The sequence below is a fragment of the Microcoleus sp. AT3-A2 genome (assembly GCF_036705685.1).
In the GTDB taxonomy this organism is placed as follows: domain Bacteria; phylum Cyanobacteriota; class Cyanobacteriia; order Cyanobacteriales; family Microcoleaceae; genus Microcoleus.
In genome coordinates this window covers 18,043-30,967 of sequence record NZ_JAUBVF010000044.1, presented here as the reverse complement: position 1 = coordinate 30,967, position 12,925 = coordinate 18,043, and the positions used below count along the sequence as shown (strand labels likewise).

Genomic DNA, 12,925 nt, shown 5'->3' with positions numbered 1-12,925 from the left:
CAGAGCATTAGTAACAACTGAAGACTTAATTTCATTTGTCAATCAGTAAGATTACTCAAAAAAACAGCTTTTCTAGGAGTAGAAAATTCGCGATTTGGGAGTGGGTAGGCATAAATATGGCGCTTGGCATGATTCCTCGATCGCGCCAATCTGAGTTTTGTACCCATAATCAGAATAAATTCTGAGCATAATTGCTCATTGACAAATGCTTCCCTAGCTTGAGTTGTCAGGGATGGATGCAGAGGACGATCAAAAGTACCCCACAACACATTAATCTTAACCACAACAATGCAACTGAAGGCCTCTAAACTGCTCGGCAGGAGTTTGATATTTTGCACTCCCGGTGAAGAACACATCTCTCTTTGGTATGACAATCTACTGTTTTTAAAGTTGCGTTAAGTTTTTATGTAGAGCGAGGTACTTTACCCAATGTGCAGCGGAAGCTCCTAATCTAAAAAGTAAAGTCATCTGCTTGCCAACCACTGAAACTATCCCAGGAGAGAGGAGAAATGCTTGAATCTTACCGCCGTAACGCTGCCGAACGGGCAGCTTTGGGAATTCCCCCGCTGCCGCTAGACGCCCAGCAAACGTCGGAACTGTGTGAACTGCTGAAAAATCCGCCGGCTGGAGAAGAAGAAACCTTAATAGAATTATTGCGCGATCGCGTCCCACCCGGAGTAGACAGCGCCGCCTACGTCAAAGCTGGTTTTTTAACCGGTATTGCTAAAGGCGAAATCCACAGCCCCCTAATTGCTCCCAAATGGGCAGTTTACCTGCTGGGGACAATGATGGGCGGTTACAACGTGCAATCTTTAATCGATTTGCTCAATCCCACTGCCGAAATTGCAATTCCCGCCACCGCCGCCCGGGCACTGAGCAAAACGTTGTTAGTATTCGATGCTTTCCATGACGTTATAGCTTTGTCTGATACCAATCCCTATGCCAAGCAGGTAGTCGATTCTTGGGCGGATGCCGAGTGGTTTACGGGTCGTCCTGTGTTGCCAGAAGCGATTACCGTTACAGTCTTCAAAGTTCCTGGAGAAACCAATACTGACGACTTGTCGCCAGCACCTCATGCTACCACGCGGCCGGACATTCCCCTACACGCTTTGGCGATGCTGGAAAGTAAGATGCCAGGATCTTTGCAAACCATTGCAGATTTGAAGCAAAAAGGCCATCCGGTAGCCTATGTTGGTGATGTTGTCGGTACCGGTTCTTCGCGGAAATCGGCGATTAATTCCGTGCTGTGGCACATTGGCAATGATATTCCGTTTGTGCCGAACAAGCGCAGCGGCGGTTATATTTTAGGAAGTGCGATCGCCCCGATTTTCTTCAATACCGCTGAAGATTCCGGCGCTTTGCCGATCGAATGCGATGTCTCCCAAATGGAAACAGGAATGGTAATTACCATCCATCCCTACAAAGGCGAAATTACCAACGAAGCCGGAGAAATCATCTCCACCTTCACCCTCAAACCCGACACAATTCTAGACGAAGTTCGCGCCGGTGGTCGAATTCCGCTATTAATTGGACGCACTTTAACAGACAAAACCCGCGAAGCTTTAGGACTAGAACCTAGCACTATTTTTACCCGTCCTACAATCCCAGTAGATACAGGCAAAGGCTTCACTTTAGCACAAAAAATGGTAGGGAAAGCTTGCGGTTTGTCCGGCGTTCGTCCCGGTACATCTTGTGAACCAGTCATGACAACAGTCGGCTCGCAAGATACCACCGGGCCGATGACTCGGGACGAATTGAAAGAACTTGCTTGTTTGGGATTTAGCGCTGATTTGGTAATTCAAAGTTTCTGCCACACCGCCGCTTATCCAAAACCAGTTGATGTCAAAACTCACCATGAATTGCCCGATTTCATGGCAGAACGCGCCGGCATAGCTTTGCGCCCCGGAGACGGCATTATTCACTCTTGGCTGAACCGAATGTTATTGCCGGATACAGTGGGAACTGGCGGCGATTCTCACACTCGTTTTCCTTTGGGAATTTCCTTCCCTGCAGGTTCGGGATTGGTGGCATTTGCGGCGGCCTTGGGCGTCATGCCTTTGGATATGCCGGAATCGGTTTTAGTGCGGTTCAAAGGTGAATTGCAGCCGGGAGTAACGTTGCGGGATGTTGTGAATGCCATTCCCTATGTAGCAATTCAAAAAGGTTTGCTAACCGTCGCGAAACAGAACAAGAAAAACATCTTTTCTGGGCGGATTATGGAGATTGAAGGTTTGCCCGATTTGAAGGTCGAGCAGGCTTTTGAATTGACAGATGCGACGGCCGAGCGTTCTTGCGCTGGATGCACGATTAAATTGAGCGTGGAGACTGTTTCCGAGTACATTCGCTCCAATGTCGCGCTGCTGAAAAACATGGTGGCGCGGGGCTATCAAGATGCGCGGACGATGATGCGCCGGGTGGCTAAGATGGAGGAATGGCTGGCAAATCCGGTGCTGATGGAGGCGGATTCTGATGCGGAATACGTTGAAATCATCGAAATCGATCTGAACGAGATTAAAGAACCCATTGTGGCTGCTCCCAATGACCCGGATAATGTTAAGTTGTTGAGTGAGGTTGCGGGCGATCGGGTTGACGAAGTATTTGTCGGTTCTTGCATGACAAATATCGGTCACTACCGCGCCACTGCAAAGGTGTTGGAAGGTGCAGGCGAAGTCAAAACTCGCCTGTGGATTTGTCCGCCAACTCGGATGGACGAACAGCAACTCAAAGAAGAAGGTTATTACAGCATTTTTGGAGCCGCTGGAGCGCGTACAGAAATGCCCGGTTGCAGTCTTTGTATGGGCAATCAAGCGCGGGTTAAAGATGCGACAACGGTTTTTTCAACTTCTACTCGTAACTTTAACAACCGCATGGGCAAAGATGCACAAGTTTATCTCGGTTCGGCGGAATTGGCGGCAGTTTGTTCGCTGTTAGGTCGCATTCCTACAGTCCAAGAATACAATGACATTGTGTCGAAGAGAATCGATCCTTTTGCTGGTGATTTGTATCGATATTTGAATTTCGATCAAATTGCTGGTTTTGAGGATGAAGGTCGAGTGATTGCTTTGGAAGATATGCCTCGCATTGAGGATCTTTTGGGGATTCCCGATGGTGTATTGAGCAAGTAATTTCGTCGAAACTCAGCGAACTGCTTATCTTGAAACGCAGATGAACGCAGGTGTACGCAGATGAATTTTATCTGCGTTCATTTGTGTTAATCCGCTGACATCTGCGGTTACAACAAATCCCAGAATCTCCATGAATCATCCCCCGTTTTTTGTTTAAAATATAAGTAGAGGCGAGTTCGATCGCCAGTCTCTAATTCCGATCCAGGATATCGACCTGCCAATCCCTATAAATCCGCTTGAGGAGAAAAAAAGTATGTCTGAACGAGCTTTAATCACTGAAAACCCAGAGACACCAACTTCAGTGCCCGAAATTCGCATTGGTAATGAAATGGTAGAGTTTCTCAGTGTAATTCAGCAAACTCCGAGAGAATATTGGCCTAATTTGCTTAAAATGATGAGGTTATTTCTGGAAACTGTGACAGTTAAGCCAGGATTGTCGGAACCCGCCGAGACACCTGAAAATGTAGATTTTACTAAACTGTCGAAGGAGAGCAGTATCAACAGAAATCAAGCTATGAGCAGAGTAATGCTAGCGGGGATAAAGGAGGGAAATGAGGATAACGAAAAACCAGAAATTATCGATCCTTTACAGCAGCACGAAGCTCTGAGCAAGCTGTTACAGTCTTGGGTAGATGATGGAGATGAACAGGAACAAACTGAAACCGCTGAAGTTCTCCGCAAGGCACTAGAAGAAAACCCGGTGCATATATAGTCCATGAGCAGAATAGTTTTCTTAGATTCTGGGCCTTTAGCAATTGTTACAAATCCCAAAGCCGCCTCTCCTTTATCTCAAGAGGGTAAAGTCTGGCTGCAATCTTTGCCGCTAAAAGGTTACATTGTCATGCTTCCTGAAATTGCTGACTATGAGGTGAGGCGCGAATTAATTCGTGCAGGTAAAACGGCAGGTATTAGACGACTCGATCAACTTAAATCGCAAATCCCCTACCGTCCTTTGACTACCGAGGTAATGCTTCTAGCGGCTCAGTTGTGGGCGGATGCAAGAAACAGAGGAAAGACAACAGCAGAACCCAATGCACTTGACGGGGATGTGATTCTGGCGGCTCAAGCAATATTGGAAGTAAATGCAGGCAATGAAGTGGTGATTGCGACAACAAATGTGGGTCATTTGTCTCAGTTTGTGGATGCTCGCGAATGGCGATTAATCTCATGAAGCTGGATTCTGGGATAAAAACTCAGGAATGAACTCGTTAGCGAAGGTTGCAGAAGCCGATCGCACTTACGCACTTACGCACTTAGCCAATCCCTGCTATACTTTGAACTACAGATATTTTGACAGACACCGTTGGCGAGATAAATAGGATGGTGGAAACAGTGGACACAATCGAAAAAATTGACGATCGCACACAAACCCGCTACTGGGGTCAAGTTACAGTAATAGATGCGGGCGATCGTTATAAGATCAATCGCATTGAAGTCAAGCCGGGGCATCACATCAGCACCCAAATGCACTATCACCGCAGCGAGCACTGGGTTGTCGTCTCCGGTACCGCTAAAGTTATCTGCGATGACAAAGAGACGATTCTCATGCAGAAACAGTCAACCTACGTTCCCATGAATACTGCTCACCGCGTAGAAAATCCAGGCGTTATTCCCCTGGTGATGATCGAAATCCAAAATGGTGAATACCTCGGCGATGATGACATTATCCGCTTCGCCCAAGATTCTCACGAGGAAGATTGATCCGAGATCCAAATATGAAGCCATCGCAGACGCTAAGGAAAAGCTTCGCACACCGAACAATCATCTACGCTACGCAGCGATCGGAAACAAGATAAGTCCTACAATTAAAAATTTAGGGGCAATTTCATAATTGCCCCTACCTTATTATACTAACTTTGTTAAGCACCAGAATTTGATATAGCAATTGGCGATCATCCTACGGCAAAGAAGCGTTTTTCAAATCTACATTTGCCATATTGGCATTCTTTAAATTAGCACCTGTCAAGTCCGAACCGTTCAAATTTGCACCGTTCAAATTTGCATTAGTCAAATTTGCATCCCGCAAGTTGACTCCCTGTACGTCTATTCCCGACAAACTGCCACCTTTGAGGCTGACATTAGCTAAATTCGCTACAGACTGGCGAGCATTTCTCAGGTTTGCACCCGCCAAATTGGCGCTTTCTAAATTAGCGCCGATTAAATTAGCACTGGTGAGGTTGGTATTTTTCAAACTCGCAATCACTAAACCCGCCAAACTCAGATTAGCGCGGCTCAAATCAGCACTCTCCAAATTAGCCCCGTGCATTTTAGCCGCAATTAAACTTGCACCTTGCAATTTAGCTTGTTTCAGATTTGCTTCATTCAGTTTGGCTTCGTTCAAATTTGCACCGTTCAGGTTCGCACCGCTCAGGTTCGCACCGCTCAAATCTGCGCCAGTCAAATCAGTACCAGCAAGCTGCGCTCCTGTCAAGTCACATTGGCTACATTTTTTAGTTTCTAATAATTGCTTGACGTGCGATACGTTTTCTGCCTTTACTCCCGAGGCACAACCGATCGCAATCAGCAGCCCTGTTGTTGTTAAAATCCCAAGTTTCATATACCCACCCTCAGCAATATCTCTCTTTAATAATATCGCACATTATTAAAGAGGGTTGGGTGATCAGTCTCTTTGATAAACTGTGACAATCATCACCCTATTGTGTACACAATATGCAATAATTATTGACGTTTCACCTCCTGGAAATTCTTGTAAAGAATTATTGCTTTTTCAGGAACCAAAAAGGAAAAGATTGCGTCGGTTCGAGACGGACGCCGGTAATGCTGTTCTGAGCAAACGTATAGTCCTTATCTTGCCAAAGAGGGATGAAAGGTACATCTTGACCCAGTATGTCTTGAATTTCGCCAAATAGGGCTTTGCGGGTTTCAGGGTTTGTTTCTTTGCGCTCCTTGTCGATCAGTTGATTTACCCGATCGCTATAATAAAACGAACCCTGACCTTGACTTTGACCTTTGGAGCAGCCCTCAGCCTCGGAACCTGTCGCACAATCTAAAAACGGGTGAATGTAATTGTCAGCGTCAAAAAAGTCCGCAGACCAATCCACTAAAACCGCAGGATAAATTCCCTTCTCTATGTTTTGAAACAAAGTCGGAGATTCCACGCTGTTAATTTCTACCTTCATTATCCCGTCCATTTTGAGTTTAGCTTGCGCCTCCATCATGCTCACCACTAAAGCTCGTTTTGTGGAAGATGAAGCATACCAAATTGGCAGAACGAAAGGATTGGTGGCCGAGTACCCCGCTTTCGTTAAAAGTTCCTTAGCCTTTGTCGTGTTGGCATCACCGTAGAGTTCTTTAAAAACAGGTTTTTGAACGTCGAAGTTTGTGGGAATCAGACTGTAAAGCGGTTGTGCTTGTCCCCGCAGTACGCGCTCGTTAATCACCGGGCGATCCATCACTGCTGCGATAGCCTGTCTGACTTCTAACTTGTCCAGCGGTTTAGACTTGGTATTCAGCGTTATGTAATTAACCGTACTGCTTTCCCCCGCGATTTCCTGCCATTTCCCTTTTTTTGCTCCCTCGTCCAAGCTTTGAACTTGGTCTGCATCCATAGACAAATAAGCCACATCAACTGCACCAGTCTGAAAAGTATTGAACAAATTTGACGAACTAGAAAGCAGCAAAATGTCAATTCCTTGATTAACCGGCTTTTCCCCCCAATACTTGTCAAACACGTCAAACTTGACAGAATCGCTGCCGTACTTCGCCAGCTTGTAACGTCCAGTTCCCACAAACGTATCGGGTTTAAATTTACCCTGTCCAATCTCGTATGCTTTCGGAGAAACAGCACACATACCGGAAAATGTCAACAGGGAAGGAAAAGCAGAAAAAGGCTTTTTGAGTTGAAAAGTTAATTCGTATTCGCCCGTGGCTTTTACCGATTCTACTGCATCGCTCAACAACATAGCCGGACTGCCACCATTTTTGATAAACCGCTGCAAGGAAAATTCCATTGCGGCGGCGTTAAACGGTGTGTCGTCGTGAAAAATAACGCCTTGACGCAAGGGGATTGTATATGTCAATCCGTCTTGGCTAACTTTTGGCATTGCTGTCGCTAAGTGGGGGATTAACTCTGTAGTTCCCGACTTGTAAGTGTAGAGAGTGTCGCCCAAATTTCGCAGCAATTGTCCTGATAAGGTTTCGTAACCGTCCGCAGGGTCGATCGTCCGTAATTTCAAGGTTGTGCCAATAGTAACGCGGTTATTAGCATTTTCGCCGCTCGCAGTGACCGATGGACGTGTTCTTTGTCCACAACTTGCAGTTAACAAGCAGCACATAAAGAACAGAGCTATTGCTTTAATCACTGAAGGTTTTATACGTATTCTAGGCTGGTGCTTGTTAATTCCCATCGTCTTTTTTTGACACTCCAAATTATTGATTATATTATCAGGACTTACGCACTGTTAGACTAGAAACCGGATTTATTTGTAGATTCTCCTCTAATACAAATATCGCTGCCTAGCCACAGCAACTTAAAAGCTTGGTGATGTTTGAGCGGTTTGATCTCTTTCGGCTCAATCTTTATAGCTTGCTGGGTCATGAGTGTTCTTGCTAAGAAGTGCGACGATCGTCTTAATTAATTGATCCGGTTCGATCGGCTTTGCCAGATGTCGGTTAAATCCAGCTTGCAAAGCTTGCTGTTGATTAAACTCTCCCGCATAGGCAGTCAGGGCGATCGCGGGAATCAGCCCACCCCGTTCTGGCGGCATGGCTCGCACTTGTCGCAACAGCATATAGCCATCCATCCCCGGCATTCCAATGTCGCTCAACAGGACATCTGGCTGGAAATTAGCCAACGCTGTGAGGGCTTCTTGAGCGACAGCAATAGTCAGTACCTCTGCACCTGCATCTTCTAGCAAAAAAGAAATCAACTCTCGCATATCCGGCTCATCATCTACCACAAGTATCCGCATCCCCGATAACGGTTCATCCGCAGTCGATCGTTCCGAAAGTCTTGCAAAAGAGTTTTCTTCTCTTACCTTCCCTGATAGGGGCAGTCTTACAGTAAAGGTAGCTCCTAACCCTTCACCCTGGCTCTGGGCCCCAACGGTGCCACCGTGCAGTTCGACTAGATGCCGCACGATCGCCAGCCCCAATCCCAAGCCACCAAACTTGCGGGTTGTAGCGCCATCTTTTTGCCGGAAGTAGTCAAACACGTAGGGTAAAAACTCCGGTGCGATGCCAATCCCTGTATCCGTTACAGTAATTTGAGCCTGATTGCCAACACGAATCAAATTCACCTCAACGCGCCCCCCGGCTGAAGTAAATTTGACCGCATTGGAAACAAGATTCCAGACTACTTGCTGCAAACGGCCCGAATCCCCCAAAATTTGTCCGATCTGAGGATCTAACACAGTCCGAATATCAATGGATTTGGCAACAGCAGCCAAATTGACAGTTTCGATCGCCGATTCCACAGTTAAAGCTAAATCGACTGGACGAATATTAAGACTGAGCTTGCCTTGGAGAATTTTCGAGACATCAAGCAAATCTTCAATCAATTCACTTTGCAGCTTGGCATTGCGTTCGATCGTCGCTAACGCCTGTGCAGTTTTGGCCGCATCCAGCTTGCCAGTTTGCAGCAGCTTTGTCCACCCCAGGATCGGATTGAGGGGCGATCGCAATTCATGGGATAGAACCGCTAAAAACTCATCCTTGATCCGATTTGCCTGTTTTAGCTGTTCCGCTTGCTGCTGCAGTGAATCGTTCAGGTTTGCCCGTTCCAGGGCGATCGCGATTTGGTCACAGATAGAGCCCAGCAGCTCGATTTCTGCAGGCGTGAAGTGCGTCCGAGTCAGACTGGCAAATGAGAGCGTCCCTAATAACCGCCCTTGAGCAATTAACGGTTGACCCACGTAAGCCGTGATGCCCAGTTCAGAGGCGGCTTTAGCATTCGGATGAGTGGAAAGTTCGGCTTGATTCAAGACAAGTTGCTGCTGCGTTTGGGCAACCAGTCCACAGAGATATTCCCCTAATTCGATCCATGCGATCGCCTGCGCCCTTTCTTCAGAGATGCCATCATAGTTTCTCAAATGCAGCATCGGGCGGTTGTCTTTTTCTTCGACCATGAAGTTGTAGTAAGAGTGCAGATCGAGTTGCACTGCAAGTTTGCGGAATAGCGTGTCCATCAAAGCCAGAGGCTGTTCTGTCTGCATCAGATCGCGGGTAGTTTCATACAGTAATTGCAGTCGCTCACTCGCTTGCCGTTGTGCGGTCTTGTCCTGCATTATTTTGACAAATCCCTGCGGACAATCCGCTTCGTTAAGCAGGGGCATCATCAATCCACTGGCCCAAAAGCGATTCCCATCTTTGCGGATGTGCCAGCGTTCGTCTTCTGCCCGTCCTTGAAGTAGAGCCGTTTGCCTCTCGTACTCGGCTTGTCCTTGTTCGTTATCTTCGGGTGTGAAGATCATCCGACTCGAGCAACCAATTGCTTCTGTCTCGGTATAGCCCAACAACCTTTCTGCCCCTGAGTTCCAACTGGCAATGATGCCGTTAAGGTCGATGGTGAAGATGGCATAATCTTTGGCGCTTTCAATGATCAGACGGAGGCGGGATTCACTCTCGCGCAGGGCTTCCTCAGCTTGCTTGTGGTCTTCAATATCAACACAGGAGCCGATGTAGCCCAAGAACTCACTTTCCAATCCGTAGCGAGGAACAGCTTCATCCATAACCCAACGGTATATGCCATCACAGCGTTTCAAGCGATATTCCATCTTGAACGGTTGACGGGCATCAAAGGCAGTCACATACGTGTCTAAACACCGATCAAGGTCGTCGGGGTGGACTCCTTCTGTCCAACCATTGCCCCTTTCTTGCTCGATCGTCCTTCCCGTAAAGTTTAGCCACGGGAGGTTGAAGTAATAACAGAGTTTATCGGTGCCCGACATCCAAATCAGCACAGGGGCAGCATCTGCCATCAGCCGGAACCGTTCCTCACTCTCCCGTAGTGTGGCTTCGGCTTGTTTGCGATCGGTGATGTCGTTGACCAGTGCTACAAACCCTTCAACTTTTCCCTGGCTATTGAAGCGGGGAACATAGGTCGCATTGATATAACGGGTTCCACCATCTTTGTAGGGAATTTGGCTTTCAAAGGTCACTTCCTGTCCTGCCAAGACTTGCTCAACATAAGGACGAATCCCTTCATAGCCAGTTTCGCCTAAAACCTCTTGGAGGTGCTTGCCATAGATTTCCGCTGCCGGATGTCCAAACCATTCTTCATATGCTCGATTGTTGAAGCGATAGCACTGACCTGAGTCTACAAAGGAAATTAAGGCAGGCACGGCATTGGTAACTAAACGAAGTTCTGTTTCTCGTTGTTGCAATACCTCCTCGGCCAGTTTTTGATCGGTGACATTTCGGAAATAAATGGTAATCCCGTTGGCGGCAGGGTAGGTGCGAACCTCATACCACCGATCGTGATCGGGATAAAAAGCCGTGACTGAAAAAGCCACGCGCTCGTTTGCCACGCGCCGATGAACCCGCTCAAACTCGCTGCCATTGAGCCCTGGGAATTCTTCCCAAAAATTCTTCCCAATCAGAGCGCCCGGAGCGCGGTCTAGCAGAATTTCCGCTGACCGATTCACGTAAGTGAAACGCCAATTCTCATCAAGGGAAAAGAATCCATCATCAATACTCTCTAGAATGTTGCGACTCTGCTCTTCGCTTTGACGCAACGCTTCTTCGGCTTGTTTGCGATCGCTGATGTCGATTAATACGCCGCGCATCGAAATTCTGACGCCATCAGCGTTGTAGGCGCAATCGCCCTTTGCCAAAATCCAACGAACGGTGCCATCTGCCCACAGCGTCCGATACTCAATTTCAGTATGCGGTTGATTCGCTTTTAGCTCCGTGATCACGGTGTGAACGAATGGGCGATCGTCGTGATGCACCGCTTCTAAAAACACCTGCATCGACATTGCCGTATCTACGGGTAAACCAAACATCGCTTTGGCTATGTCCGTAAAACTCAGCGTGTCAGTTTCTATATCCCAATACCACAAACCCAAATTGCCGCCTTCGGAAGCCAGTCGGAGCTGTTCTTCGCTCTCGCGCAACGCCTGGAACGATCGATCGCGCTCGAAGGCGATGCTGGCAACTTGGGTGCCGAACTCGGCGAGTTTATATTCCCAATCCGTCGGCATCCGCGCCTCGCTAAAGCACAGCATCAGCGATCCCAGAGGTATATTGTCCTGCCTGAACACGGGCTGAGAATGACAGGCTAGAATGCCATGAGCCACGCATAAATTTCGCCATGCTTGCGACCAGCGATCGTCGTTGGCAATGTCGGCGCAGGTCACGGACTGACCGCTATATACTGCTTCGCCACAGGTTCCAATGCACAAATCGTTAATGGGAGCATCTTGAAGTCCTTCACCAAAAGACGGTGGAAAGTCTGGAGTAATTGATCTCTTAAACGTCAGCCGCTGAGCATCGGCTAGCAGGAAGCAGGCGCGGGTACCGGGATTCAGCCTGGATACTGAGTCACACACGGCTGCCAGACAGTCTTCGAGGGGCTGCCCGAATGCGATCGACTCCAACAGTCGTGTCTGCTCGATTAGCAGGAGTTCTGCCTGTTTGCGATCGGTAATGTCAGCAACCAAAACGGTCAGTCCACTGGGCGAAGGGTAAATTCGATAGTCATGCCAACCCTTCCAAGGTGAGTAGAGATAATCAAACTGGAGTGGCGTTTGTTCGCGCATTGCCCGATGAAACTGCACATAAGCATCGGTGTCAACTGTCGCCGGAAATAGCTCCCAAACGTTCTGACCCAGAATCGCTGACCGCGGCATTCCAACCATTTCACAGTAGCGATCGTTGGCATAGGTGTAGCGCCAATCGCGATCGAGGATGTAAAACCCATCGTTGATGGTAGAAAGTACCGTTTCTAGTTGTTCTTTTGCCTCAGTCGCCGCAGCTTGTGCTGCTTCGCCGCGCACCTGTTGTTCTACTTCCATTGACTGCTGTAAATTTTGCAAGGCTGCTTTCGCGTTTTTTATAGCAGTGCGCCACGATTGATTGAGTGAAGCGATCAATCCTGCCGCGAGCAAAAACATACCAATCCGAAGAATTGTCTCTACATTAACTATCTGTAAAGAATAGAACGGCTCAATAAAAAAATAGTTAATTGCCAGCGTGGATAAAATTGTTGCCAGTAACCCAGCCCCGAAACTGCCATACCAGCTACTCACTATCACCGCGATGAAAAACAGGGGTGTCGTGGTTGGGTAGATCCACGGTAAAAGCGATCGGGTTAGCGCCAGTGCCAGAGCCACGGAGAGGGTGGCCACACCATAGGGAAGTAGTCGAATATCTCTGAAAATGCTGTTGATTCCCTCTACACTCACCCTTTTTACTCCTTATCCGAAAAATATCTTGCTCGCTGTGCCTTACTGCATTCGCCGTTGCATCTGGCGAATCACCTAACTCATCCAGCAATATCTAAATTTGCTTGAGTGCCAAGCGAGAAGGCGTAGCGTGTCCATTTTCCCAACGATTAATCGGGGTAAGGTCATACCTAATTCATTCGCCAACTTTTTCTAAGACAGGTTTAGCGCTGGCCGCCGTTCTCGCAGCAAATTACCGATCGCTGGTTTTTGTTCCCTAAGCCGTTCTATTTTGACAACCCTCAGAAGTAACAAGTATCAAGCTATTTATATTTTACACCTTTGACAGATTCCAGAGGTCAGTTACCCCCCTCAAGATATATTTTAGTTATACTAGCTTGAAAATATAAACGTTTCACCTTAAAAACCAGTGTCGTACCGGGGACGATTCGGCTT

At 47.6% G+C, this 12,925-nt stretch carries 7 protein-coding genes; 4 read left to right on the top strand and 3 right to left on the bottom strand.

The window, feature by feature from the left end:
• The first annotated feature begins 509 nt into the window (after window positions 1-509).
• From acnB to QUB37_RS21120, 4 genes are all read left to right on the top strand, one after another.
• Window positions 510-3,125 (top strand): bifunctional aconitate hydratase 2/2-methylisocitrate dehydratase, encoded by a 2,616-nt coding sequence (acnB, locus tag QUB37_RS21135; protein WP_333165744.1) that lies wholly within the window; start codon window positions 510-512, stop codon window positions 3,123-3,125.
• A 253-nt stretch (window positions 3,126-3,378) separates the two neighbouring features.
• On the top strand, window positions 3,379-3,837 hold the full coding sequence (locus QUB37_RS21130; protein ID WP_333165741.1) for a hypothetical protein: 459 nt from the start codon (window positions 3,379-3,381) through the stop codon (window positions 3,835-3,837).
• Between the two features lie 3 nt (window positions 3,838-3,840).
• A complete protein-coding gene (locus QUB37_RS21125; RefSeq protein ID WP_333165738.1) occupies window positions 3,841-4,296 on the top strand; it encodes a nucleic acid-binding protein in 456 nt (151 codons plus the stop codon).
• 149 nt (window positions 4,297-4,445) lie between these two features.
• Complete coding sequence (locus QUB37_RS21120) at window positions 4,446-4,826, top strand: cupin domain-containing protein (RefSeq protein ID WP_333165736.1); 381 nt, start codon at window positions 4,446-4,448, stop codon at window positions 4,824-4,826.
• Between the two features lie 196 nt (window positions 4,827-5,022).
• Here the strand turns inward: QUB37_RS21120 and QUB37_RS21115 are convergent, their stop codons facing one another.
• The 3 genes from QUB37_RS21115 to QUB37_RS21105 form a co-directional block, all read right to left on the bottom strand.
• Complete coding sequence (locus tag QUB37_RS21115) at window positions 5,023-5,682, bottom strand: pentapeptide repeat-containing protein (protein WP_333165734.1); 660 nt, start codon at window positions 5,680-5,682, stop codon at window positions 5,023-5,025.
• Between the two features lie 160 nt (window positions 5,683-5,842).
• Window positions 5,843-7,492 (bottom strand): ABC transporter substrate-binding protein, encoded by a 1,650-nt coding sequence (locus QUB37_RS21110; protein ID WP_333165732.1) that lies wholly within the window; start codon window positions 7,490-7,492, stop codon window positions 5,843-5,845.
• 165 nt (window positions 7,493-7,657) lie between these two features.
• Entirely contained in the window at window positions 7,658-12,490 is a 4,833-nt protein-coding gene (locus QUB37_RS21105) for a PAS domain S-box protein (protein ID WP_333165730.1), read from the bottom strand.
• Window positions 12,491-12,925 lie beyond the last annotated feature (435 nt).

Bases quoted from the DNA above. Each gene is read 5' to 3' on its own strand.
- acnB (WP_333165744.1), top strand. From the start codon at position 510: ATGCTTGAATCTTACCGCCGTAACGCTGCCGAACGGGCAGCTTTGGGA.
- QUB37_RS21130 (WP_333165741.1), top strand. From the start codon at position 3,379: ATGTCTGAACGAGCTTTAATCACTGAAAACCCAGAGACACCAACTTCA.
- QUB37_RS21125 (WP_333165738.1), top strand. From the start codon at position 3,841: ATGAGCAGAATAGTTTTCTTAGATTCTGGGCCTTTAGCAATTGTTACA.
- QUB37_RS21120 (WP_333165736.1), top strand. From the start codon at position 4,446: ATGGTGGAAACAGTGGACACAATCGAAAAAATTGACGATCGCACACAA.
- QUB37_RS21115 (WP_333165734.1), bottom strand. From the start codon at position 5,682: ATGAAACTTGGGATTTTAACAACAACAGGGCTGCTGATTGCGATCGGT.
- QUB37_RS21110 (WP_333165732.1), bottom strand. From the start codon at position 7,492: ATGGGAATTAACAAGCACCAGCCTAGAATACGTATAAAACCTTCAGTG.